The following is a 25495-nucleotide window of genomic DNA, read 5'->3' as shown; positions in this document are numbered from 1 at the left end:
CGCCTTACCAACCCTTCATCTCGTTTCAATATGGTCGCTTACCCAACCTCCGAAGATACCCGCCCCCAGCCGTCAACCGCTGACTTGATGGACTGCATTCGTGATTGCGCCGAAAACCTGTCGGATGCGATCAAGGCAGCCAACCAGGCCGGTATCAGCGTCAGTATTCAGGCTTCGCAGGTCCCCACTGGCGCGTTGTTCACCATCGTTTACAGCTTCTAGGTATGGATATGATTGCCCTTGACGCGCAGTTTGCCCGTGATCTACAAGCCACCCTGGACGCTAACCGCCAACTGATGGCGACGGTACAGGAGCGGCTTAAGCAAGATGTGCCGCTGAACATCAAAGAAGCCGCTGCCTGGCTAAAGGTTGCCCGGTCCACCCTGATGACCTACATCGAACGCGGGGAGATTGTCCCCTCGGAGTACGGGAACCGGCTGTGGGTGATGCGATCGGAACTGGAGAGATTCTTAGAACGCCATCGGCGTCAATGATACCACCGGGTGTATGCCCGGTATGGTGTGGATAGAGCGGGAGACACCCGTCGGCTTTGCTGGCGGGTGACCTTTTACCCACGCTAAAAGACAAAACCCCGGCAAGGTGCCAGGGTCTGTGTTCAACATATTTTCACCACAAAGTAATGGAAAACATCGGTCTAAACCTAGCAAGCGCTATTGCCCAGCGGATGCAGGAAGTTAACGAAGCCCTGCAGGGGCCGCTCAGCATCGAAGAACGGGCAGCCCTGCAGCAGGAACGGTTTGAACTCTGGCTGGCCCTGGTGGTCCTCTAAACACTGACGCTGAGTTATGTTCATCGCGAGCGCCTGTCTGTCCATCGACGACTTTAAGGCTGGAATCAACCAGATCGAAGATCATATAGAGCTGTCTCGGGTACGGGATGTATTGAGAGGGTTCCAGCATCGGGGCGAGAAACATCCGCTCGACCCACAGATGGGACTAGCCTACTGGCTTTTGGATCAGCGGGCCTATGCACTAGGGTTTACCAAGCACTCGCGGGGTTACTCCGCACCCATTCGACCAAGATTATGAATTACAATCGTATCAAACGAATAGAACAGCTAAAAGCACTGGATCGATTCAATTCACGGCCGGCGATGTCAGCCTGGCTGATCGGCCCCAATAAACGTCAACAGGCTAATCAACTCAGCTGGATACTCAAAGAGGCCCAGTACGAAGACAGCTTTCGGCCTAATCGGTTCACGCGGTTTTTGATCCGTACATTCTTCGGTAATGTGCCTCAGTCTCCCGGCTACGCCCACGATGCATGGATGATGGGCGTAGCCGGGAGACTGAGCTCGTTTGTCACGGGGGCATTCCTAGCGATGTGGCTGGCTTGAAAAATCAGGGACTTTACGATTGGGTCATAAACTACCTGATCCCTATCCTCTGCGTGAGCATCATCTTCTTCTGCGGGCTCATGTTCCTCAGCGACTACAAGGCTGTTATCTGCAATCCTAATTATTAAGATCATGAATCAATCATTGATACCGACAACGCCTGCGGATGTGCATACCATTGCGCAAAGCCTGGCCAGCTCGGGCTATTTTAAAGATGCCAGCGACGCGACCAAAGCATTCGTGAAGGTGCTGGCAGGTGCTGAACTGGGATTGCCCGCTTTTCAAAGCATGTCAGGCATTCACATCGTTCAGGGTAAGCCGTCCCTGGGGGGCGGCCTGATCGCGAGCCTGATCAAGCGATCGGGAAAGTACAACTACCGGGTTGTCAAGCACGATGCGACGATCTGCCAGATTGAATTTACGGAGGGTGGCCAGGTAATTGGCGAATCGGTCTTTACCATGGCAGAGGCTAAAGCCGCTAACATCAATATGGAGTGGAACCGGGAGAAGGGAGGCTGGCAGGAAAAAGCCACCTGGAAAAACTTCCCAAAAAACATGCTGTTTAACCGGGCTATGTCCAACGGCGCCAAGTGGCACTGCCCTGATGTGTTTGGCGGCCCGGTGTATACGGAGGGGGAGCTGGAAGAAGCGCCAGTAGTGCAGGACACGACCGCAGAGGTGGTAGAGTCACGGCGGAAGCCCTACGAAAAGGAGCATGAATATCAAGCACGAATTCAACCAGCAGCTGTAGAGGCTACAGTAACGACCCAGCCAGCAGCGGAGCCGGTGAAGATGTCTAAGAAAGAAAGTGCTGAGCTCATGAAGGCCCTCGACGAATGGAATAAAGCGGTTGGACTCATGGTCAGCGATCCTGATCAGGTGCATAGCCCTGAATCGTATGATAAAGCAGCTGAAGCCCTGGGCAAAATCCCGAATCTGAACCGGGAGGAAAAAATCAAGATGTTTCGTGGACTGGTCGCCCTGGCGGAAGAGCAAGGTGTCGACTACGATAAAGAAACAAAGCGGTTCTATGCTACACCTGAAGCGGCCGAAATGGCCCAGCAAGCTATAGGGGAGGAGGTGCCCATTGAATAGCCAACCCACACCCGATCTGTTTGGCGGTGACACACCGATTCCCCAAATAACGGTTACCGACCTCACATTCTCCGTTCGCAACGCCGACGGATCCTCCCACGCGAAACTCGAAACAGCGCTAATCAATGCGTATCAGATTTTCGGCGATCGCCTGATTTCTATCATTCATTCTCTGTAATCCTGGTTCATCGTCAGGCTCAACTCAATCTCTATCATGGCTAAGAAAAAACAGGCCGCTCAAAGCGGTCCTCGGGTGCTCTTTGCGGCATCTGCGCTTAAAAAGGCCCTCAGCTTTGTATCAGCCGCGGTCAATCCTAATCCGATCGTCCCCGTGCTTGACAACGTAAAAGTTTACGTCAAAGACGACCAGGCAACGCTTACGACGTCCGATCTGCAGCAGACTATGCGCATCGATGTCCCTTGCGAATCGTTCTCGATCGGCGCTGACGGCGAGCTGTTCCTATTGCCCTTTGACCTATTCTCTAAGCTGGTCGGTCAGCTCGGAAACCAACCCATGTTCGTATCGATCGGGAGAAAAGACGAAGCTTTTGCCCACAGGATTCTCACCGACCAGAGCACGTATAAGCTCGTAGGTGAAGATCCAATCGATTTCCCAAGTGGAAAAAATGATAATAAAGGCAAAGCAGTGAATATGATACTGTCGGGAGACGATCTGGCAGACTTTCATCAGGGTCTGATTAGCACTGGGTACTCTACCACAAATGACGAGCTAAGACCCGCCACGACGGCTGTGTGCATGAGGATATCCAATGAGGGAATGAAATTGGCCAGTACGAACCTCATGCAACTCAATCGATACATCATTTCGTCGGTCAATGTTGAGTCGATTGAAGCATTGCTCCCTAAAAAGTTCGTTCTGATGCTAATCAAGCTAATCGGCGAGGGAGTGGGCGATGATCTGGAGATTACTCTAACACCGCTCAAAGCAGTTGTTAAAATGGGTAATAAAACCATCGAAGCCCGTCTGATTGATGAGCGTTTCCCTGACTATGAAAACGCTATTCCGGTCAACAATACCCTCGAAATGACCGTACAAAAAGACGAGATAGTCCAAGCTGTTAACAGGGTAATGCTTGTGGCTAACCGGACTACGTTGCAAATCCGTTTGACCTGGAATGTTGACGTAGGCTTGCAGATTGGCGCTGAAGATCTCGATTACTCCAACGAAGGGATTGAGGTAATTCCCAACTATGACTACGAGGGGGATCCGTTTGAGATTGGATTCAATGGGAAGCATCTACTAAGTACACTGAATCACCTGCAAGGCGACCAGATTCGTTTCAGTTTCTCCACACCCAACAGGGCTGCCTTACTATTTGGCGATAATGATCAACATACGTCCGTGCTAATGCCGGCACTGCTTAATGCATACGCCTGATGCCAGTGGTCAGGCCCTCCCAGCCAGACGACGAAACCTTCACACGCGACCCGGACCGGATGTTTTGCTATGCCGGTCCGGTGCTGCGCAGAAACTACCGGCGTAGCTGGACCGGTTCCGATTATCGCCTACTGTGCGGCCGCTTCAAAGGCCAGCTCCTGTCAACGGTCACTACGTCGAAGTGGTTGGTATGGGCCCTCAACCACTTCGACGACCGCCTGACATCTCCGCTTCGACGTGCCCTGATCGATCAAATCAATAGCCTTCACACGTAAACCGTCTCCCAATATGAAACTCACTTTCTATACGGCTGAGTCGTTTGAAAAGGTCAAGCCCTCACCCCGGCCCATGTTTTCAATCTCAACGGGCAACATTCTTAAGATCAATAAGCCACTGGTCGACCTGCTGAAAGTGCAGGCGGGCGATATGATCATCATTGGCCAGGATGAGAAACACGGAAAAGACTGGTACATCGCCCGGTCATTGCGAGGCTTCACCCTTAAGCCAGCCGCCGGCACTGATCAGTCGCTGGCATTCTCCTTCGGAGGGTTGGTCAACCTGTTTCGGGCTCAGTTCCCTAAACATGAGAAAATGATCAAAATACCGGTAGCGCCTGACTCGACATTCGCCGACGAGGAACATATCTATTTCGCACTGCTTACAGCCGCTATCGAGAAGCCCTAATATGACTCCGATCACCCTGCGCCCCTACCAGGAAGATTGCCTGAACAGCATCCGGGTGCATTTCCAGGCTTTGGCCAGACGAGTCATTCTCTGCGCCCCGACCGGTGCCGGCAAGACTGTAATGTTCAGCTCCCTGACGCAACAGACGCTGGCCAAACGGATCGAGAACAAAGTGCTGATCCTGACCAATCGAATCGAGCTGCTGACCCAGGCAGGCGGTACACTGGCCGCCTTCGGCATTCGGTTCGAACAGATTACTGCCGATAACAAACGCATCAACCCTCGGGCCCGCTGCTATGTCGGCATGATCGAGACCTATTTCAAGCGTATCGATAAAATGCCCTGGCTGCTGGACATGACCCTGGTCATTATCGACGAATGCCATTACGGGAATTTCGCCAAACTGTTTGCCCGCTTCAAGCCATCGACGTTTGTCATTGGCGCTACCGCAACCCCCTTAAGCGCGTCGAAGTCTGATCCGTTGTCAAACTATTACCAGGCCCTGGTCAATCAGGTTCAGATCGCGGATCTCATTGCGGCCGGCTACCTATCGACGCCCATTACCTACGGTGCCAAGATCGACCGCTCGAAGTTGCAGCGGGATAAGACCGGCGACTATTCGGACGAGTCCCAGATGTCGGTCTTTGGGGGGCGACAGGTGTACACTGGTTTGCTGCAGCGATATCAGGAGGCCTGCGCCAAATACAACGATGGCCACCCCATGAAGACGATCATCTTCAATGTCAACGTTGCCCACAGCCTGGAAGTGACCCAGATGTTTAACGATGCGGGCATCGGGGCCAGGCACGTCGATGGCACAACTGATTCGCACAAGCGCGATCGCATCTTGAAGGGCTATAAGCAGGGGGAGTATCCGGTCATCTGTAATGTCGGGATCCTGAATGCTGGTTTCGACGATCCAACAACGCGCTGCATCATCATGAACCGGGCGACCACGTCGGTCAGTCTTTGGTTGCAGAGCTGCGGCCGTGGGTCGCGAGTAGCGCCAGGCAAGCCAAATTTCATCATTCTGGATATGGGCGATAACTGGACTGAGCTCGGTCTGTGGGAAGCTGAACGCGACTGGGGCAGTATCTGGAACCAGACCCGAAAGAAGTCGGATAAGGTCGATGTTGCGCCGGCGAAAGTCTGTGATGCCTGCGATGCGATCGTGCCCCTGTCGAGCCGTCAGTGCCCCAAATGCGGTTACGAGTTCCCCCAGAAAGAAAAGACCTATGCAGAAGCGGAGGAGTTCGTCGAGGTAACCCCCGATATGGTACCCCAGCCCAAATTTTCGCCAGAACGGGTGAAAGAGCTGATCAGGCTCAACCGTCCGGATACCATCCCGTCACTGCCTGTCGAGACGCTGCTGGAAATTCAGGAAGTCAAAGGGTACAAGGCGGGCTGGCTCCTGTATAAGATCAACGACCGGTGCCAGTCCGAAGAGGAGTTCCTGGAACAGATCCAGCAGGTTGCCCAACTGAAGGGCTATAAACGGGGCTGGGTCATGCGACAACAATGGAATCCACCTGTAAACGCACAACTCGTATGAGTTTCGTCTTCAACAAAAACGGTATGTGTGAAAATCCAGAAGTTCTGGAGGTACACAGGGCCGGGAAAGACATTGGCCTCGTCAAGCTGGCCCAGATCCCCGACGGCAGTTGGGTGTATGGCTATCAGTGGGATATCCATGATGGAGGGTCTTCTTCAGCAGCTGGCTACAATGAGTATCGAAAGGCCTATCCGGATCGCCACTCGGCTCTGTTGGCCGCTCTCGATAACGGGTTTCGGCATGCCACCCATTACGAAAAATGGCCCGATGCAGCCACTCGTAAAGGGCACCGTAAGCTGAAGGAAGCCATCAAACAATATCGGGCATCATTAGCCCAGACACGCTTATCCTTCGAGTAACCCACTCAACCTATGACAATGAGTAACACCACCGAAACCCGGCTGATTGGCCATTATAAAGATAGATCGACAGTTGAGGGGGTAGATATCACGGTGCAGGACTTCTTCGACGGGATCCGCTCAGGCGCTCGCTGGAAACGGCATGCCGAATGGGTTCGGGAAGCCCTCGACGATAAAAAAGAGTACGATCGACGAAAGTCGCTTTCGGAGTGCGTAACCATCGGCGGAACCTTCACAGGAAAGAAAGAAATCAATAATCTCCGGGAGGCCTCGGGACTGCTGGCGGCCGATCTGGATCACCTCAACGAACGCACCGAAGCGATCCGGTTTCAGCTGAGCCAGGATCCGTACGTATATGCCGTTTTTGTCTCGATCGGGGGGAAAGGGCTCTGCGTGATCTTTAGAATCGATTCGGGCCGCTGGGCTGAATCCTTCCAGGGGATTGCTGACTATATGATCAGCAACTACGGCCTGGTGGGTAAAGAGTTTGACCCATCGTCGTCGAATATTAACCGCCTGCGCTATATCTCCCACGATCCGGATCTATACCACAACCCCAAGGCGAAGCTGTTCAATAAGTACCCCAGGAAGGAAAAGAAAGAGGTAAAAAAGACCAGCTTCATCGATACTGAAGATGATCTGAAGCACATCCTCGATCAGATCCACGCCCGGGGGATCGACATTGCACCTGGCTACAACGAATGGTATAAGGTCGGCTGGGCCCTGATCAGCAAATACGGAGATGGCGCCCGCAGCTACTTCCACGAGATCAGCCAGTATCACCCCGATTATAACAGCGACGACTGCGACAAGAAGTTCAAATACCTGACTGATACCCGGCCGGCCCGCATTACGATCAGTACGTTTTACTACTACTGTCGACTGGCGGGGCTGGATATCATGACGCCGAAGACCCGAGAGATCGTCAGCGTGGCCGCGATGTCCAAAAAGCAGAAGGTTTCAAAAAGCTCTGCCATGGACACCGTGCTGAAGATGGTCGACGGCGCAGAGCGAACAGCGGCCGAGCCGATCATTGATCAGGTGTATGCCAGTAGTGAACCCTTTGAGACTAGCGAAACCCTTTTTGATCAGCTGGAGCTGTTTCTCAACAAGGAATACCCCATGCGTCGGAACGAAATTACCCGCTACATTGAGGATGAAGAGGGGCACGGTCTGGTCGACGATGATTTTAACAGCATCTGGATTCATTCGGTCAAAGTGCTGGGCGAAAAGGTCACCGACAAGATGGTTAATAAGCTGATTCATTCATCATTTACCAAGACCTATAACCCCCTCAAAGACTTTTTCACTGAGCATCGCCATCGCCGGCCAACCGGCTGCATCAAAGCGCTTGCCGAGTCGATTGAAACGTCCACCGGGCTTGAAGACGATTCGTTCTTCCCCGATTATGCAGAGTTCATAATTCGCAAGTGGCTGCTGGGGCTTATCTCGTCCATCTTTGACGAGCACTGCCCCCTCGTACTCGTGCTGACGGGTAAAAAAGGGTCGGGCAAAACCGAATGGTTTCGGCGGCTCCTGCCCCGGGAGCTTCATCATAAGTATTTTGCCGAAACAACCTGGCCGGTGGGTAAAGATACCGATATGCTCATGTGCGAGAACCTGATCACCTTCAATGACGAATGGAAGGGCAAGACGGTCAAAGACCCCGAGACGCTAAAAGGATACGCATCGATTGATCGGTTCACGCTCCGTGAACCCTACGGAAAAGCCTTTGTCAAACGTCGTCGGCTTGCCCTGATGTGTGGGACCTCCAATCCGACCCAGATCATTGCCGACCCGGACAATAACCGAAAAATTGTGGCCATCAACGTCACCTCCGTTAATCATGAGCTCTATAACGCTGTCGATAAAACGGACCTGCTGATGGAAGCCTATCACGCTTACATGGCGGGAGAGCGGCATCATTTAACCCGGGCCGAAATGGATCGCATTGCTGAGGAGGTAAACGGCTTCGAGGATTATTCAACTGAGCACAACCTGCTGGTTGAATACGTTCGCATGCCGACCGGTGCAGGTGGCGAGGATGTGCAGCGGCTCAGCGCTGTAAAAATTATGACTTACCTGGAAAACAAAGCCAACAACCGAAAGCTTTCCGAAGCCCTGATCGGCCGTGAATTGGCCGCCATGGGCTTTGAGAAAAAACGATATCGTGGCGAAGGTAGTAAACGCTACTATGCCTATGAGGTCGTCCTAGAGGGATAAACCTACTCCATACCATGAAACACTATCCACATGCCTCATTGGCTCAACTCCTGATCGTCCTGCTGATCTGCCTGATCCCATTAGTGATTAACCGGATGACTTATCCCTACCAACGCGTTCGCCCGGCCCGGATCGTTGGCTCATGCCTGGGTCTATGCCTGGCAATGCTCAAATATGTATTGAATCGAATTCAATTATAAACCAGTAATATGATGTCTGTAAAGAAGGTACGAGTAGATAAGGCTGGCAAGATTCACGTTGGCCAATTTATCATTGTTCCGCTCGAATCAGGGGCAATTCGGATACAAAATAGCCCGGCTACTGGCTTGGGAAAACTGACGCTAAGTCAACGGTCAGATGCTGTTGATCTGTTCTTTGTCAGTCAGTCAACAGGACCAATAGTTCACCCGCTCACCGGTCAATTGATCGACTAACCTCGCGCTCAATGCTCAATCTAACCCGTCCGTTGGTCTTCTTAGACCTCGAAACAACAGGCCTCGACCGCGATAACGATCGCATCGTACAAATCGCTCTGGCCAAGCTCTACCCGTCTTCTGAAGGGGGCGATGTCGATCAGTATAGTAAACTGGTCAACCCAACCATCCCTATACCCGTAGCCAGCTCCCAGATCCACGGGATCCTTGACGAGCACGTCCGTGATGCCCCTGCCTTTGCCGATATCGCCGGCGAAGTATTTGAGTTCATGGCCGGTTGCGATCTGGCTGGCTTTAACTCCAACTGGTTTGACATCCCGCTCCTGGCCGCCGAATTTGCTCGTATCGGTATTCAGATTCACACGGGCATGTTCCATATGATCGACGTAGGCAACCTATTCAAAATACGGGAGCCCCGTAACCTGGCCAATGCCGTTCGCTTCTATTGCGATGAAGAGCTACCCAATGCTCACAATGCCATGGTTGACTGTAAAGCGACATTCGCCGTCTTTGCGGCCCAGCTTCAACGCTACCCGGATCTGCCCTCTACAGTGGAGGAACTGGCCGTTTACACCAATTACGGCTGTAAAGCGGCCGACTTATCCGGTAAGTTCACCTACAGTAATGACGGTGTGTTACTGCTCAACTTCGGCCGTCATAAAGGCCACCCAGCGGCCGACTTTCTGGACTTCGTGCACTGGATGTACTACAAAGCTGATTTTGCTCCCGACACCCGAGCTATCTGTGAAGACCTGCTCGGGCTGACCAAAGCCTGGGATGATGCCACCAACGGGCAGCTGCCCTGGTAATATTGTCCCCCCTTTTGATGCTGTCCCCCCTTTTGGCCCTACTTTTTTTGACCAAAGGGGGGACAGCTAACGTTCAGTTTTTGAGCTACTTATCCCCTCTGTCCCTACTGTCCTTACTTTTTTCAATAAATAATATTACAAGAGTAAAGAAGGGGTAAGGAATAGGGTATACTGGATTACGCTTATATATGTATCTCGTATATATAGAAAATCAAAAAACGAGAAAAAAGGGGGGTAAGTAGGGACAGTAGGTGTAAGTATCAGTAATTCAGATTATTATCTGTCCCCTCTCACCTGAAAACCGGGAGGGACAGGGTAGGGACAACAAGAAAAGTGGGGACAATCAAAATCTATGAGCCGTTACGACATCATTACCCCCAAACTGCTAACCCATCACAAACTGATGGATGGCTATATGTTGGTAGACATCCAATCGTACCAAAGTCAGCGAAAAGCCGTGGAGGCCTTTGCCCGCTATTTTCGACGCGAGATGCACTACGATTTTCTTCAGTACAATTACAAAGCACCAGCCGGGGAGGCTTATCTGTTCTTTATGAATGTGGAGCCGGTAGGCGCGGTTCACTTTCTTCAAAACGAAAGCGGATGGTATTTAAACTGGGCATGGATCCACCCCTATGCACGCGGAGAAGGCCTGATTCAGAAGGCCTGGCCCTCCTTCGTTCAACGATATGGCACATTCGCTATTTCACTTCCCATATCTCCCGCTATGAAGCGGTTATTAGCCAAAGTAAATCACCCTTACATAGATGACACAGATCAAGGAAAATAACTGGACGCATGACCGTCTACAGGCTGAATGTTATCAGTGGCACGTCGACGAATACCCCGACGATCGGCACCTAGTCCACGCCAATCTCAACAATAGTGTCGGAGGGAGACGAGGTGTGCGCAATACCGCCATAGGGATCAGGAAAGGCCGCTGTGATTCTCAGTACTTCAAACGGGGCCGTCTATACCTTTTCGAGTTTAAAGTAGGCTCAGATAGCCAGAAAGCTGATCAGAAAGCATTCCAGGAGGCTAACGAACGTGAAGGAGCCATTTACCAAATCATTCGGTCTGTGGAGCAGTACAAACTTACCGTTATAACAATCCGGAGTGTGGTATTCTGATTGTCACAAATACGAATTTGAATCGTTTCATGGTAATTTAGTGCGTATATGGAAGCCCCAGTTCAAAACCCTCTTGATAAGCTCAGCGCTCGCCAGCGGAAGTTCGTGATCGAATATCTTGATTGTCTTAACGCATCTGAAGCCGCCAGACGGGCTGGATACTCGCAGCGTACAGCGAACCGGATCGGGCATGAGAACTTGACGAAACCTGATATTCAGGCGGCTGTGAGCTTCCTCGGCGAACAGATTGGCATGTCGGCAGGCGAAGCCGTCAAACACTTTACCGACATTGCAAGATCCCGAATCAATGACTTTCTATCCATCAAGACCGTGTTACGTACGCCTATGGTCAGAAAGCCGCTGCAGCAGCTGATTGAGGAGTTGGACGCGGAGATGGAGTTCGAAGAAGAGTTCGCCCGGATAGCCATGCTTGGCGGTGATGAGCTGGGCACCCACAAGGCCGAACAGAAGCGTAGGGAGTTGCAGGGGATACGCTATACCCTCGAACTGGAACGAAACCCCAATGCGTATCGGGATGTGCCTGGTGAAGCTGTCTGGGTTGAAGAGATCGACGTCGACCTGGTGAAGCTGGCCAAGGCCAAAGCCGAGGGTCGTATCAAGACGCTCTCATTTACTGAGTATGGTCCGAAGGTCGAGCTGTACTCAGCGGAGAACGCGCTTGATAAGGTTCTCCAGCTGCACGGCCGATACAAACAGTTGCCGGGCGATGCGAACCAGCCGAAGAACCTGCAGGGGTACACGCTGCCCGACGGGACTACGATTTTGTTTTAACCGCTATCTCAAGAGACTTATGAATCAGCCCGAAACTTGCTCGAACAATAATTCGACAACACCCTATCAAAAGGAGTGTTCCAATTTCGATTTCACGCCCGATGTCAGTTACAAGACGACCCATTCAGCTTTGTGCAGTCTGCACTATAGCCGGTTTGGGGAGAAAGACACACAGGCCGCTGAACGCTTTGCTACCCGGTTCCTGCAGGTCTGGCAAGGTGGGGGTGTTCGGCCCTACTTCAGCAATATTATTGATGCGGCTACCCGGTTTCTGGAAGTGATCAATACGCAGCCGAAAGTGCAGATATCGGCGCACAACCTACGCATGTTGGCGGGTAAGAAGGCCAAGTTTTCACAACTGGTTAAGGCCAAACTTTGACAAAACAGCGCCGACCGGGCGGTAAACGGATAGCTCATGAAAGCATTCGATTTAACATACTTCAATGTCAGCCCTCAGTTTAGACGTATAGGCAAGGTCTTGTACAAACCCTATAATTTGTTCAACAGGCAGAATATGCAAATGGCTGACGGGTCAGCAGAAAGCTGCTGGGGATTTGGCTTACTACAGATCAATAGCCGTCATCTGTTCTACGTAGGAGTAGGCACTGATTCACAATTCCGACTTGATATTGCATTCATTCAGATTGCATGACCATTGCCCCAACCCTCAATACGCAGGTGAGTTTCGAGCCGTCCTTGTTCCCCAAGGCGGCTCAACTCTTTAATGCTGCCCATTCGGGTAAATATCGCATCATTGTTTGCGGTGGGGCCGTCCGCGGTGGCAAAACTTTCGGCGTTGGGGGTACGCTGGTCACCTTACACAGACGGTTTCCGGGGGCGCGTTCGATGGTCGTGCGTGACACCCTGCCCAACCTGCGCACGACGACACTGCCCACGATCGAGAAGCTGATGCCCCAGTCGTTCGTCAAGCAGTTCAAAGGCGATCCCCAGTTTCAATGGAAGTTTACCAACGGGGGCAGCTTTCAGTTTTTCGCCGAGCAGGACGCCACCGACAAAGAGCGAAAGCGCTGGAACGGCTTAGAGATGAACTGGATCTGGCTCGAACAGGCTGAGGAGCTGCAACGCGCAACCTACGACAAGGCCCTGGAACGGTTAGGGTCGTACTTTATTCCGAAGCACGTCGGTAAGCAGCCTCACCCGATCCTCTTCATCACAGTCAACCCAACGAGCACCTGGGTACGGGAAGAGTTCTACGACAAATTCCTAGCGGGCACGCTGCCCGATTACGTCTGCTACATCCCGATGACGATTGACGACAATGCCGCCCTTGAGCCATCATTCAGGGAGTCGTTGAACATGCTCAAGCTGACCAATCCGATCAAGTACAAGATCTTCGTCGAGGGTAACTGGGATGTGAAAGAAAAGACCGGGGGCGAATGGTATCACGAGTTCGACTACGGCCGCCACACCGGAACGGTGCCGTTCCTGCCAGAGCTGACCAACGACGTGCATATCTCGCTTGACTTCAACACAGTGCCCTACATGACAATGGGCTGTTTCCAGGTCGATCTACAGCCGTTCGTGCTCCAGATCCGCTTCTTCAGGGAATACTGCCTGGCTACACCCAACAACCGAACCGACCGGCTGTGCGGTCGACTGATCACTGATTACCTGATCAAGTACCCCAGGCCAGTTACGTACCATGGTGACCGGCAGGGCGAGAACAGGGTAGAGGGCGAAGGCAACTTCAGACGGTTCGACAGGGTCAGAACGTCCCTGGCGCCTTACCTTCACAACCGATCGAACCAGGTCAACAAAGCCGTAACGGTGTCGTCGGTTATGCGGGATTTTATCAATGATGTGCTGGCGGGGGTGGTGATCTGGAACGGGCGACGTATCGAGATCCTGATCGACGAGAAGGCCTGTCCCACGCTGATCGAGGACCTGGCCACTACCCTGGAGGATTCGACTGGTATCAAAAAGGAACACGCCAAAGATGCCAAGGGCGACAAATACGAAAAGAACGGCCACGCCCTGTCGATGTTTACCTACGGGGTCGGAGCCGTTCTCTGGGATGCCTTTCGAGAATGGAAAAAACAGCGGGGTAAGATCGGGGAGGAGACTACAAGCGACTAAAGATGTAATACCCTACGGCCATGACCCAGCAGGCTACGCTGATGCCGAGCAGCAGGGGCCGCATCTCCCAGGCAGACACGATAACCGCGGCCGAGAGCAGGGCAATGACAGTGGGGGTGACTTTGAGTTTCATGAGCGTTTGTTGATGGTTTTGAGTTTGCCTTCGATGGCCGTTAGGCGGGCTGCTAATTTCAGCAGGATTTTTAGTTCTCTCGTTCTCATACATGATGTTTTGGCTATATATCGGCGAGCGGTCCAATAGGTGAGTGGCTTTTGTTGAAAAATTATGAATTATACTCGTATTTTACGGGTGTTATTGGTTCTTACCTGGCCTGCCCGGTCGTACAGGGCTTTCAACCCATCTTTCGACCATGCCCACGTTGACACCTGACCAGGCGCAGGAGATCACCCGTCAAGTTATTGAAGGCCTTCGTCATTCGGCGTATGACCGTACCGTTGAGCTCCGACGTGACTATCTGACGATTCTGTCTGGCCACGACTATGAGCGCTTCCTGACGAGGTTTATTCGCCGGGAGGAAGACGATGAGTATAAGCAGCGCCTGCAGCTCACGCATCAGAACCTGTCGTCGACGTCCAGCCCACTGGTCAAGAAGTTCGGCCAGATCAGCCGCATACAGGATATCAAGAAGGGGCTCAACTTTTCGGGTACGACTGAACGGGACCAACGGGATCTGCAGGACGTGCTCAACGATTTTGGTGGAGAGAACAGCAGTAGCCGAGGGAGCCTCGACGATTACCTGTCGGTTCATTACGATCTGGTCAGCCTATACGACCCCAACGCTTTTCTGGTGTTGGACTTTGCGCCCTTCGATGCCAGTAGGGGCGAACGGGCACGGCCATACGCGATTCTGTTTGAAGCGCCGTCGGTGCTGAATTACCGGTACACCCGGGGGCGGCTCGACTTCCTCGTCTTATCGATTCTGGTGGCCTACACTGGTGTCGAGGGCGAACGTCGGTACGCGACCGACTACCTGTGCCTAACGGGTCAGTACACCTATCGGTATTTTGAGTATGGCGACGGCCGTCAGGACCTGCCTGGCATCTACGAGGTGTTTGAGCTGAACAACGAGCGGAAATACTTCGTAGCCACCTACGTCCTCAATATCGACGAAGTACAGGCGGTACGGCTGGGCTACATGCCCGATGCCCAGACCGGCAACAGCTCCAACGTGTCGCCCCTGTTTCATGCTGCCCTCGAACAGTTCAAAGAGCTGCTTGATCTGAAGTCTAAAAACGACCTGGTTACCTCGCTTCATGCCTACCCACGTCGCTACGAGTACGCGCCCGCCTGCCCGGGGGAAACGGATCCGGTTACGGGTACGTCGAGGGGTTGTAATGACGGCAAAGTGCCTATCCTGGGCACAACCTGTAAAAAATGCCACGGTACCGGTTATTTAAGCCACACCAGTGAACAGGACGTGCTCCGTCGTCCTATGCCGGATGATGAGGATAAAATCATGGATCTGTCGAAGCTCAGCTTCACCGAAAAGCCCGACCTGGAAACGGTTCAGGGTTTCGACGAGAAGATTCAGAACCTGATCGTGCAGATCTACCAGACTGTGTTTTCGTCGGATTCGCAGGTACGCCCCAGTGGCCCGCGTCCAGATCAGCCCCAGACGGCTACTGAGTACGTGGTGAGCCGCGATGATCAGAACAACACCCTGCTGCCCTTCGCTGATCAGAAGTCGGCTGTCTACAAGTCAATCGTTCGGCTCCTGATCAAGCTGATGAACATCAGCGGTACCGTCGAAACCCTGTACGAGTTTCCGCGTGATCTGAAGCTGTCAGGCCTGTCTCAGCTGTATGCCGATCTGAAGGCCGCCCGGGATGCGGGTGCTCCGGATTTTGAGATCGAACAGATCCTCGATGATATCGCCCGCAAACGCTACGAAGCGGACCCGACAGCCCTGGAGCGGTACTTCATCAAAAAGCAGCACGTGCCCTACTTCGCGCAGACGCTCGATGCGTTTGAGTTCTTCGATAGCACCGGTCGCATACCCCAGACCTTGGCGGTACTTCGGGCGAACGTTGACGTGATTTTCGGGGAGCTGGAGATCGAGTCGCCTACGTTCTACGATTTGCCCTATACTGAGCGGGACCGGCTGGTCATGGCGAAGGTCGATAAGCTGATGGCCATGTTGCCGCGGCCGGTTGAGATGTCTATTGGGGCTTAGAACTCATTCACATGGCTAAATTTAAAGAAACATCCCGTCGCTTCTTAATCGATCTTGATCCATATAATCGCCAGTTATATGTTTCTATAGCTGAAAACGACGATCGGTTACGCGATGGCTTATCCCGGTTTATGAATCCTTCATTGGTTGATGAGTGGATGGAATTGATCGGTCCAATGTCTTCGTACCAAGACGGCCGAACGGCATCTATTCTCGGTAGTGGTATCGTCTTACGGTTACGAGAATACCCGACGCATAACAGGCACCTTGCGGCAATAGCGCATGAGGTTTTTCATGTGGTGGAGTTTATGTTTCACTCAATCAACCTGCCACATAATGCGGAAATAAGCTCTGAAGCATGGGCTTACATGATTGGTCATATCCATCATCAGATTTATCAGAATATCTGGCCACCGCAAGGCAATGACTGAACCCGAGGCCAAAAAGCGCATTGCCCAGATCGAAGCCCTCCAGACCAGCTTCGATAATCGACTGGCGACCCTTAACGTCGACCTGTTGGCGCTACTGATGGAGTCGGCCGAAACCATACTGGCCAGCCCCAAACACCTTGGTAAGCTATTACCGGGCTGGGAGAAACGCTACCATGTGCCCGTGCTGCAACAGTTCGGCACTGACCTGCTGACCATCCAGACGCTTAACCAGGGATACTTTCAGGGCGCGATCGGCGAGGCCATGGGAGGTGTGCAGGTCAATCAGGTTCTGTTTGAACAGGTCGAGCAGCGTGTAGAGTCATTAATGACCGATACGTTTGGCATCAAGCCCGACGGGGAGATAGTCAGTAAAGGACTGTTCGACCTCTTCAGCCAGGACACGACCGTTCGGCGCCAGGTCCAGCAGTTTGCCTACGCGCAGAAGACTAGCGGGGTAGGGCTGGAGCGCTTCAAACGTAACCTGAAACAGTTCATCGTCGGCGATCCAACGAACCCAAACGCTCCTCAGAAAGGTGTCTGGAGCCGACATTACAACACGGTAGCCTACGACACCTACCAGCAGGCCGATCGTGTGGCTCAGCAGGCGTTTGCCGAGGGGCTGAACATGACGGCGTTTCTGTATTTGGGTGGCACCATCGCCGGCACTCGCCTGTTCTGCCGGGTTCGGGATGGGAAGGTGTTTCTGCGATCGGAGATCGACAAATTCGGGACTGCCCAGGATACCTACGGCGGCTATGAGAATAAGGCTACCGGCTTTTTCTCTGGCAAGCCTAAAGGCAACTACGTTCCGTTCATACACGCAGGCGGGTGGGGGTGCCGGCATCATTACAGTGCGATATCAGACCGGGAAGCGATGCGTCGACGTCCGGATCTGGGTCGTAATAAAAAGGGCATTCTGCAGATCGTCGAAAACTCGAACGATCGCATCGAGCCGCCTATCGCCCAGCCCGGCCGCAAGCCGCAAAAACCCGTCAACCGATTTGGTGACGACTTCACGCCGGCCACCAGCATTGCGGAGGCCAAGCAGTTTGCCCTGACGAACAAACTGATGAATCAGCCTGGGTATGACGAGCTACCGGTCGAGGTGGCCAATCAGATTAATGCAGGTCTGTTCAAGGCTAAGAAGCTGTATGGTGTTCGCCCCTCAGGTGTTGAAGTTGTTGACTTTCCTGGCAACTATCCCATGCAGACGCGCGTTAATAACCTGGGCACGTATATCTTACAGGTGAACCGCAAGACGCTGGGCGCTCAGGCTGACCTGGCGGCCACACTGGCCACCTTCGAACAGGCCGAGCGCGATTTGGACTGGATTGATGGCACCCTGGCTGGCGTAGTATCTCACGAGATTGGACATATGGTCCACTACGAGTATCTGAGTAACAATCAGAATAAGTTTGGTGATTTTTTTGCCGTACTTCGTAAGTTGCGTACCGATAAGCCCAAGTTCGCCGTCGGTTCGGCCTATGGTCAGGGCAAGATCACGGAAGCCATTGCCGAGATCTACAGTTTATTCGATCGGGATGGTGCCAGCGCACTTTCCGATCAGCAACGTAAGTTTCTAAATAGGCAATTAGGATGGAAGCTCAAGTAGAATGGCTCGAAGATGATGCACCCTCTCTGTCATGGTGCCACAGCTGCCAGCACCGCAATGGGTTGACCTGTTCAGCCTATCCCGAAGGCGTTCCTTATCGCTGGCTGCATGGGTACGATAAACACGATACGATCCAGGACGACCAGACCGGCAAAGCTGTTTTTAAGCCAGCCGTAACCGCTGAACTTGTCTGAACTACACATACTGAAGGAAAAGCCTGGCCACGGTCAGGCTTTTTTAGTTAATAGAATACGAATTTTATTCGTAAATAACTTGTGAAATTCTTAATCGGTTTATCTTTGCCTGTCTACTAACGAGTCACACAACGAGTCAGCACTATGGAAGAGGTCCTATTCATTAACGACAAAGGCGAAGAGACCTATCTGCCCGAGTCGGTAGGCGAAAAGCTCGGCTACAAACGCGGTCAGGAGTTCACCCCGCCAGAGGTGGACAAGCAGGCGAAATCCGTCCCTGAAAAGGCTGGCAAAGCGGACAAAACCCCTGACCAGGAACTGGAGCATGCCGCTACGGTCATTTTCGGGTTTGCGACCAACGGCCCCGAAAGCGTGTCCGATAAGCAGCTACAGGCGCTCGATAGCCTGGCCGATCGGCTGAATGAACTGGGATTCGGTACAGACTCAACCGACTCTGCCCAACAGAGCGAAGGTAAGGATGGCAATGACGACGCCGGCACCTCTACGGTTCCACCGGCCGATACGAATGAGCCTCCTAAAGAGGGTCAACAGCCGGGCAAGTCTACGCGGTCGACCGGTAAGGCTGCCTACACTCCCAAAACTGACGACAAGTAATGGAGATCAAGCACAATCTCACGCGCAAGACCCAGACCATTAGTAAGGCTGACTGGCAGAGACTCGTCGATCAGGGCTATGACAAAAACTTCACGGTCGTAACGCCCGACGACTACGTTCCGGAGGAAATCAAAGACCAACCCCCAGCACAACCTGCACCAAGAGGGCCTAAGGGGTCGAAGGAATAAAAAAGGCCGATGACTCACGGGAGAGGCCATAACAGAGCGATTGAACCGTGTGACAGCCGGGAAAGACCGGCAACACAGCGAGATAGAGCAGTGGTAGCTCGTGGGGCTCATAACTCCAAGGTCGCCGGTTCGAGTCCGGCTCTCGCTCCAAGGGGAATGCAAAATGAGGGCGCACGGTATAGTCGGTCGTTTACGACCCCGAATTACCGAAACAAGAAAGCTCTGCCAGTCAACGATGAGGAGCCCTCCAGCCAGTTTGCCCTGGTGACTTTGATACTCGTCGTTGGTTAACTCGTCCGTGCGGGAAAGGATAAAGCGGGCATGGTAGAGCCGGGGTCTTGACCCCATTTGCGCGTCAGGCGCTTACCTGACAGAATTCTCTGCGCTCCGGGCGCTTCCCGGCTGGCCGCAAGGTCCTTACTTACCTGGTAGGAACACCTAACGTTCAAATAGATCATGGCAAATCTGAGTGAAGAGCAGCAGGATATCGCGCTCAAAGCAATCGCTAGTACACTGGGCAGACCAGTATCAGAAATCGAAACGCTGTTGACCGGCGATAAGCCGAGCGAAGTCGACAAGATGGTTTCTGATCGAATCAAGTCGGTTCGGGAAGAGGGTACCAAATCAGGCAAAGGGATGCTGCAGAAAGCAGCTAACGCGAAAGCCAAAGAGCTGTTCAAGATCGATGCGGACCCAGATAAGATCGAAGAATTGCTCGACGTGATTTCGAAGACCTACAAGCCTGAGATCAAACCCGAAGACCTGACCGAAGAGCAGGTCAAGATGCACCCGACCTTCCGTAGTCTGGAAACCCAGCTGCAGAATAAGGATAAGGAGTTTCAAACCACGCTCACCCAGAAAGAACAGGAGTGGAACGCGAAGGTGTCCGAGCAACAGGTCAAAGCGATGGCGCTGAAAGCCCTCAACGATTTTGGGGCGGTCATTCATGAAGATGCCAAGATCGCAGCGGTTCAGGAGCGCATGTTCCTGGAGCGTTTTCAGGGCGTAACGCTCAAAGAGGTGGATGGAAAGACCGAATTCTGGAAAGAAGGCAAGCGCATCGAAGACAGCAAGCTGTTCCCCGTTGCCGCTGATGACTTTTTGAAAGGCATGGTCGAAAGCGTCTACACCATTAAAGTCTCGGATCAGAAGGAAGGTGCTGGCGTACCTCCCGGATCCGGATCAGGCGGTGGTGGTGGCAAGTTCACATTCACCCACTTCAAGGGTACGCCCCCCAAAACCCTGGAAGAGGTTAACAGCATCCTGCGCGACCGCAACAAGTATTCGTACGCGGAGCGAGATGAGGTAACCAAGTACTGGGCTGAACAGCAAAAACCGGCCTAAGGCTACGCGAATCGTAGCCGGGCTTTAATCACCCTTCTGCCGGTAAGGAACAACCGGCTACGATTATGCCACAGGTAACAGATTTCTCGGCATCTCAGGTGCCAACGTTGCTCCAGGATCTGGAAGCGAAATGGGAATCGTCGCGGGCTAACCAGGCCCAGCGCTTCAAAGCCGACACCAACATCCTTCAGGGTGTCTTCGCCGAGCAGACGGCCGATCTGCTGGATGATCTGACTGAAAACGACGGCTGCAAGCCCGTGAAGGTGGTCTGGCTCGAAACAGGGGATCACACGGTCGAAGAAGAAAACGACCTGCCAGCCAAAGCCAAGACGGCGGTGACCTGCGATATCGACGGCCCTGAAGCGGCTTCCAGCGCGATCGAGTACGAGATCAACGACATGCTGAAGGTTACTCTGAAAGTTCAGGAAAAGGACTGCGGTAACCACTTCATGCGGTCGGAAAAACTGCAGCACCTACTGCTCACTAAGCAGGTTGGCCTGGTCAACAAGCTGGCTCAGAAAATGACCCTGTTCATGGCCGGCAATGCCGGTGAATCGGCGGGTGTCGGTCGGCTGGGTACGTATCAGGGTGATGGCAGCACAGCCGCTATGCGAAAGGTGCTGCGCGTGGCTCCTGGTAACCTCAACGCGTTCGACTTTGCTCCCTACGTAGCTGAACTGGCCGAAATCAACCGGCTTAACTCGCCTGCCGTATTTGATGGGGGCAACCTGCGCTATGCTCTGTTCAACGCCGAATACCAGCAGAACACGCCGGCCGGTGATGCTGGCCAGCAGAATCACTTTGATACGCTGCGGGCTATCTATCGTGATGGTTTGAACTTCGGCGCCAACAGCCTGGCTGATTCTACATTCATCGTCGAGCAGGGGGCATTGGCACTGTTTACGGCTGCGTTTTTCCCGACGGTGGAAGAGGATATTATCGGTGATGGCTTTGCGTATACCACGTACCGCACACCCATATTTGGGCTGACCCAGGCTGGTGGCCGCTCGATCGAGGCCGACACCACCTACATGAAAAAGAAGCTCCCTATTGCGCCCGGTTCGACCAAGTGCGAGATCTACAACATCTGGGAGATGCGTCTGTGGTATCTGCCACTGGTCAACCCTCAGCTGAGCGCTAACAACGGCGTGAATGGCATCATTCGCGTGAAGTCGGACGCGACGCTGACCCAGAAAGGGACGGCCATGCAGAAGGCGCTTTAATTCTGTCATGACGGATTGGCCCGGGCGCGTTGTGTCCGGCCAATCCGTTTTTTCTTACTCCTCGCTGGTCGCTCTATGAATCCCCAGACCTTCTCGCAACTTCTCCAGTTAGCCACTCAAATATTTGATGAAAAGCAGGAGGGGGCCAACTCCGCTGAGCGGGTAGGCGGCTTTATGATTGCCCTGGTACGTTCGATTATGATGCCCTACGATGGCAGTCGAACGTACGTTACTGGTCAGTACATGGTATTCGGTGATGGATTTTACAGGGTGCTGGCAACTACCAACACCGGTGAAACCCCACTTAATGCACCAGCTAAGTACAGACTATTAAGCCCGACGTTGTTGGCTCTGGTAACGGCCGACACGGCGGTCAGCCGCAATGCAACCTTTCGCAGTCTGATCAACGCAGCTAACGAGTCGACCATATCAGCATTGGCCGAAAAACTGTCGGATCCGGCTTATATGGCGCTCTTCGGGGCTACGTTGGAAAAACTCATCGAGGTGTCATCGGATGAGGAAAAAGACGCTTTCTTTCTTGATTTAGCCCAAAACCTGTCTGACGAGACAAAAACCGAGCTGACAGGGGCAATTAATCGGGCCGATGCCAGTAAGGCAGGCACTATGCTGCTTGTCGATAGCGATCAGGAAGCCCATTATACGGCTCGAAATCGCGTTTTTACGGCATCTCAAGTGTCGGCTCTGGCCACCTTATTGAATCTTACGAGCATTGCATCAGCCAACGATCGCGATGCCGCGTTGCTTAAGCTGGTGCAGTCGGCGTCGGCTAACACCATTCAGGCTCTCTGTACCAAATTGTCGGAACTCGGTTGCGCTGGCAGCGGAACAGGCGGAGGCACTGGGGGTACCTACACGGTTCTCGACGATCCGCGCTGCTACAACCTGCCGATTTTGACCATTCTGGAGGACTCTATTGCGACAGCTCAGATTCAGATCGGGGCAGTCACATGGGAGCGTACCGATTTTGTTCGACCCGATATCAACTGGTTCGATAAGGACAGCCCGTTCAACCAGCCGGGCTTTTACATGAATACCAAGGGCGAGCTTACAGCCAACCAGGCGTACGTTTTATCCCACCGCATTCCGGTAACGCCGTTAACGACCTGGACGCCAAACGTGCCCGGCCAGTACGTCACGTATTTTAACCGGGCCGGAAAGTCAATCGGGGGCGAAGACCACGCCCGTGAGAACCCCACCTTCACCACGCCCGCTGGCGTGGCATTCATGCGCATGACCATCCCGGCGGGCGTGGTCAATCAGTTTCAGGTTACGCCCGGCGCGGCCAACCTCGACTGGCAACCCTTTAAGCGGCTGTTCCTGGGCGAAACGCCCCAGCAGGCGCAGATTGCCTCGACCGCCCGCCGGGCCGCGGGCGATCTGGCTAATTTCATCGTGCCCGGCGAGAATCTGTTTCGCAAAAACGACAGCCGCAACCAGCCCGGCGCATTCATCGACAATAAGGGGAAGGTCAAGGGTGATGCCAGCTACCAGATTTCGCACCCGATCCCGGTAACCTCCGGCCAGCGGTATCATCCCAGCAGCAAACAGTACGTGGCCTTTTTTTCGGCCCGGGATCTGCCGGTCGGCAACGGGGCGGACTACCTGCGGGACGACGACGCTTTCACCGTCCCCGCTGGCGTGGCCTATATACTGTGTACCGTACCGGCCGACGAGATCAACACGTTCCGGCTGATTAAAGGCAACGTCGACAAACCGGAAGCCTCCGCCCTGCCGGTATTTCAGGGCGTGACCCCCCAGGGTACCCAGGCGCTGACCACGGCCCAGATACTACAGTCGGCTCTGAGTCGGCAAACCGGCGATCTGGCCACGCTGATCACGCCCGCTACCAATCTGTTTCATAAGGACGACGCCCGCAACGAGGAGGGCTTCTACATCGATGACGATGGGGTGCTGCATGAGAACGCCAACTACCTCGTATCGCACCCCATACCGGTCACGGCCGGTCAGCCGATCTACGCCAGCGACAAACAGTTCGTCGCCTTTTTCGACGCGTTGGACCGGCCCCTGAAGGGCGCGGCTGTCGGCCGGGACGATCTCCACTTTACCACCCTGCCCGACACGGTCTATATCCGCTGTACGGTTTTCCTCGATGAACTAAATACCTTTCACGTGAACGAAGGCACTACCCCGGCTCCCGCTTCGGAGCCAATCTTCAATGGCACAACTCCGCAGGGCACGACCGCCCTGCAAACGGCCCAGGTCGCCCAGGCCACCGCGGCCGATCTGGACCGCTACCTGATTCGGCTCCCCAACCTCTACAATAAGGACGCCCCCCACATCGAGGGCAGCTTTATGTGGGAAAACGGTACGCTTGAAGCCCTGCCCGGTTACGTCGTGGGGCCGTTTGAGCGGGTCAAGCCGGGCACCGTCTACACCGCTACCAGTAAGCAGTTCGTCACGTTCTTTAATGAGAATAAGCAGTGGGTGGGGGGCGTGCGGTTTGATCGGGAGGAGCTGCAGTTTGAGACGACCGCCGATACCGCCTATATACGCCCCTCGCTGCCCGTAGCCCAAAAGGATACCTATCAGATTGTCGAAGGCAGCGTAGTCCCGACCAGCTACAGCCCCTACGGCCGACGCACGGCCGCTAATCTGGTCGTATCCTCCCGGGCCGCCGACAAAATCATCCTGGTAGGGGGGACGTCCATTCCGGCCGGATCAGGGTACTGGGAGCAGGCCTGCGCGGAGCTGGGTGCGCGGTGTATCATGGTGGCCGTACCCAGCTCACCGGTACGCATCCTGAACTCAGACGGCACCCGAAACGGCATGCACTGGGAGAACTGCGCGTACGCCCTGACGCATACGGTTGCGCAGAAAAATGACCTGCTGGCTAACTGGGCCAGCTACCGGCTGGATTTTGTCAACGCGGATGTGGCCCCGACCAGTTTCACCGCCGAACAAGCCGAATTCATCCGCAACTGCTCCTTCGAACGGCGCATAATTCCCTACATCGATGGCAGTAACCCCGAGGTGCCGGGCGTCGATCTGATCGTCTTCAGCCACGGCTATAACGACGTGTTGGCGGGCGAGTCGGAGGCCAGCTACCTGACCATTCCGGCCGATCCCTTCGACCGCAGCTACTTTCTGGGCGCGGCTAATTTCCTGTTCCGGGAGATTCTCAAGTACAACCCCCTGCAAAAAATCGTCATCGAGGGGCACTTCGAGAACCAGCAGCCGGGGGTGGCCCGGGTGGCTCTGGGTCAGCAGAAGCTGGCCGACTACTGGCAGTATCCCCTCTGGCGGCTCTGGCAGCAAACGGGCTGGAGTCAGCGCCGGATGCCCAACACGGCCGCCCGCTGGGCGCAGATGCCCTGGGCTCAATTTGCCGCCGATGCCGAAAGCCGGGAAGCCGGTTCGACCAGCCAGGACATGACGGCGCTGCGGTTTTCGCTGCCGGATAACGTGCACCCCTATTCGGACCCGACGGGCAAAGCCCGGCAGACGATGGCCCGACTCATCCGCAATCACCTTAACGAAACATTCTGATGGCTACTACCGAGGATATACTTAACCTCAAGGTCGTTCGCATCCGCGACGATACGACCCAGCAGATTCACATCCGCTCGATTCCCCTGGGCGTGACGGTCGAAAAGGGGCAAAAGATCAATAAGGTCGTGGCCGACCTGTGGATCAACTTCACGCCCTACCTCGACGAAGACGGCCGCGACTACAGCCAGCTGCCCGTCTGTGGCGGCACAACCGGGGGCGCGGTGCTGTACT

The 25495-nt window shown here is 53.9% G+C and carries 29 protein-coding genes and 1 tRNA gene; 29 read left to right on the top strand and 1 reads right to left on the bottom strand.

Annotated elements, in window-relative coordinates:
- Window positions 1-30: 30 nt before the first annotated feature.
- The 18 genes from FBR45_RS16045 (at window position 31) to FBR45_RS15965 (ending at window position 13931) form a co-directional block, all read left to right on the top strand.
- Window positions 31-222, top strand: coding sequence for a hypothetical protein (locus tag FBR45_RS16045; RefSeq protein WP_138504113.1), 192 nt, complete (start codon window positions 31-33; stop codon window positions 220-222).
- Between the two features lie 2 nt (window positions 223-224).
- The gene (locus tag FBR45_RS16040; RefSeq protein WP_138504111.1) at window positions 225-494 is read left to right on the top strand and encodes a helix-turn-helix domain-containing protein; all 270 of its coding nucleotides are present in this window, start codon (window positions 225-227) and stop codon (window positions 492-494) included.
- Between the two features lie 146 nt (window positions 495-640).
- Window positions 641-790: a hypothetical protein gene (locus FBR45_RS26405; RefSeq protein ID WP_171044909.1), complete on the top strand. Its 150-nt coding sequence runs from the start codon at window positions 641-643 to the stop codon at window positions 788-790.
- Window positions 791-806: 16 nt separating this feature from the next.
- Window positions 807-1049, top strand: a complete 243-nt coding sequence (locus FBR45_RS16035; RefSeq protein ID WP_138504109.1) for a hypothetical protein — start codon at window positions 807-809, stop codon at window positions 1047-1049.
- Window positions 1046-1357: a hypothetical protein gene (locus FBR45_RS16030; RefSeq protein ID WP_138504107.1), complete on the top strand. Its 312-nt coding sequence runs from the start codon at window positions 1046-1048 to the stop codon at window positions 1355-1357. Before FBR45_RS16035 ends, FBR45_RS16030 begins: the two co-directional genes overlap by 4 nt.
- Window positions 1358-1489: 132 nt before the next feature.
- The gene (locus FBR45_RS16025; protein ID WP_138504106.1) at window positions 1490-2452 is read left to right on the top strand and encodes a hypothetical protein; all 963 of its coding nucleotides are present in this window, start codon (window positions 1490-1492) and stop codon (window positions 2450-2452) included.
- 214 nt (window positions 2453-2666) lie between these two features.
- Window positions 2667-3851 (top strand): DNA polymerase III subunit beta, encoded by a 1185-nt coding sequence (gene dnaN, locus FBR45_RS16020; RefSeq protein ID WP_138504103.1) that lies wholly within the window; start codon window positions 2667-2669, stop codon window positions 3849-3851.
- Window positions 3852-4139: 288 nt separating this feature from the next.
- Window positions 4140-4535 (top strand): hypothetical protein, encoded by a 396-nt coding sequence (locus FBR45_RS16015; RefSeq protein ID WP_138504101.1) that lies wholly within the window; start codon window positions 4140-4142, stop codon window positions 4533-4535.
- Window position 4536: 1 nt separating this feature from the next.
- Window positions 4537-6087 (top strand): DEAD/DEAH box helicase, encoded by a 1551-nt coding sequence (locus tag FBR45_RS16010; RefSeq protein ID WP_138504099.1) that lies wholly within the window; start codon window positions 4537-4539, stop codon window positions 6085-6087.
- Entirely contained in the window at window positions 6084-6446 is a 363-nt protein-coding gene (locus tag FBR45_RS16005) for a hypothetical protein (protein ID WP_138504097.1), read from the top strand. Before FBR45_RS16010 ends, FBR45_RS16005 begins: the two co-directional genes overlap by 4 nt.
- Window positions 6447-6464: 18 nt before the next feature.
- Entirely contained in the window at window positions 6465-8669 is a 2205-nt protein-coding gene (locus FBR45_RS16000; RefSeq protein ID WP_138504095.1) for a VapE domain-containing protein, read from the top strand.
- A 14-nt stretch (window positions 8670-8683) separates the two neighbouring features.
- Window positions 8684-8869 carry a hypothetical protein gene (locus FBR45_RS15995; RefSeq protein ID WP_138504092.1) on the top strand — a complete coding sequence of 62 codons (186 nt, stop codon included), beginning with the start codon at window positions 8684-8686 and terminating at the stop codon, window positions 8867-8869.
- Between the two features lie 245 nt (window positions 8870-9114).
- A complete protein-coding gene (locus tag FBR45_RS15990) occupies window positions 9115-9912 on the top strand; it encodes a 3'-5' exonuclease (protein WP_138504090.1) in 798 nt (265 codons plus the stop codon).
- A 352-nt stretch (window positions 9913-10264) separates the two neighbouring features.
- Window positions 10265-10702 (top strand): hypothetical protein, encoded by a 438-nt coding sequence (locus FBR45_RS15985; protein WP_138504088.1) that lies wholly within the window; start codon window positions 10265-10267, stop codon window positions 10700-10702.
- On the top strand, window positions 10680-11042 hold the full coding sequence (locus tag FBR45_RS15980) for a hypothetical protein (RefSeq protein WP_138504086.1): 363 nt from the start codon (window positions 10680-10682) through the stop codon (window positions 11040-11042). The genes FBR45_RS15985 and FBR45_RS15980 overlap by 23 nt, the downstream gene beginning before the upstream one ends.
- Before the next feature lie 48 nt (window positions 11043-11090).
- Window positions 11091-11834: a terminase small subunit gene (locus FBR45_RS15975; RefSeq protein WP_138504084.1), complete on the top strand. Its 744-nt coding sequence runs from the start codon at window positions 11091-11093 to the stop codon at window positions 11832-11834.
- 19 nt (window positions 11835-11853) lie between these two features.
- Window positions 11854-12213, top strand: coding sequence for a hypothetical protein (locus tag FBR45_RS15970; RefSeq protein WP_138504082.1), 360 nt, complete (start codon window positions 11854-11856; stop codon window positions 12211-12213).
- Between the two features lie 269 nt (window positions 12214-12482).
- Window positions 12483-13931 carry a phage terminase large subunit gene (locus FBR45_RS15965; RefSeq protein ID WP_138504080.1) on the top strand — a complete coding sequence of 483 codons (1449 nt, stop codon included), beginning with the start codon at window positions 12483-12485 and terminating at the stop codon, window positions 13929-13931.
- Here the strand turns inward: FBR45_RS15965 and FBR45_RS26400 are convergent.
- Window positions 13918-14064 carry a hypothetical protein gene (locus FBR45_RS26400; protein WP_171044908.1) on the bottom strand — a complete coding sequence of 49 codons (147 nt, stop codon included), beginning with the start codon at window positions 14062-14064 and terminating at the stop codon, window positions 13918-13920. The two genes, FBR45_RS15965 and FBR45_RS26400, sit on opposite strands and share 14 nt — an antisense overlap.
- A gap of 238 nt (window positions 14065-14302) precedes the next feature.
- On the opposite strand from FBR45_RS26400, the gene FBR45_RS15960 reads away from it, so the two are divergent.
- From FBR45_RS15960 to FBR45_RS15910, 11 genes are all read left to right on the top strand, one after another.
- A complete protein-coding gene (locus tag FBR45_RS15960) occupies window positions 14303-16126 on the top strand; it encodes a hypothetical protein (RefSeq protein WP_138504078.1) in 1824 nt (607 codons plus the stop codon).
- Window positions 16127-16137: 11 nt separating this feature from the next.
- Entirely contained in the window at window positions 16138-16557 is a 420-nt protein-coding gene (locus tag FBR45_RS15955) for a hypothetical protein (protein WP_138504076.1), read from the top strand.
- Window positions 16550-18169, top strand: coding sequence for a hypothetical protein (locus tag FBR45_RS15950; protein ID WP_138504074.1), 1620 nt, complete (start codon window positions 16550-16552; stop codon window positions 18167-18169). Before FBR45_RS15955 ends, FBR45_RS15950 begins: the two co-directional genes overlap by 8 nt.
- Window positions 18154-18363 (top strand): hypothetical protein, encoded by a 210-nt coding sequence (locus FBR45_RS15945; RefSeq protein WP_138504072.1) that lies wholly within the window; start codon window positions 18154-18156, stop codon window positions 18361-18363. Before FBR45_RS15950 ends, FBR45_RS15945 begins: the two co-directional genes overlap by 16 nt.
- Window positions 18364-18507: 144 nt before the next feature.
- Entirely contained in the window at window positions 18508-18978 is a 471-nt protein-coding gene (locus FBR45_RS15940) for a hypothetical protein (protein WP_138504070.1), read from the top strand.
- A complete protein-coding gene (locus tag FBR45_RS15935; protein ID WP_138504068.1) occupies window positions 18978-19166 on the top strand; it encodes a hypothetical protein in 189 nt (62 codons plus the stop codon). The genes FBR45_RS15940 and FBR45_RS15935 overlap by 1 nt, the downstream gene beginning before the upstream one ends.
- A gap of 76 nt (window positions 19167-19242) precedes the next feature.
- Window positions 19243-19314 (top strand) — tRNA-Met (locus FBR45_RS15930).
- A gap of 308 nt (window positions 19315-19622) precedes the next feature.
- Window positions 19623-20510 (top strand): hypothetical protein, encoded by an 888-nt coding sequence (locus FBR45_RS15925; RefSeq protein WP_138504066.1) that lies wholly within the window; start codon window positions 19623-19625, stop codon window positions 20508-20510.
- 65 nt (window positions 20511-20575) lie between these two features.
- Window positions 20576-21733, top strand: coding sequence for a hypothetical protein (locus tag FBR45_RS15920; RefSeq protein ID WP_138504064.1), 1158 nt, complete (start codon window positions 20576-20578; stop codon window positions 21731-21733).
- Window positions 21734-21808: 75 nt separating this feature from the next.
- A complete protein-coding gene (locus tag FBR45_RS15915) occupies window positions 21809-25261 on the top strand; it encodes a hypothetical protein (protein WP_138504062.1) in 3453 nt (1150 codons plus the stop codon).
- On the top strand, window positions 25261-25495 hold a 235-nt coding region (locus FBR45_RS15910), incomplete at its 3' end, for a hypothetical protein (RefSeq protein WP_138504060.1). The genes FBR45_RS15915 and FBR45_RS15910, both read left to right, overlap by 1 nt.

It is taken from the genome of Spirosoma lacussanchae, from assembly GCF_005870035.1.
Taxonomy (GTDB): Bacteria; Bacteroidota; Bacteroidia; order Cytophagales; family Spirosomataceae; genus Spirosoma; species Spirosoma lacussanchae.
Note: the sequence above shows the minus strand (reverse complement) of the source record. Positions and strands in the feature narration are given on the sequence as shown.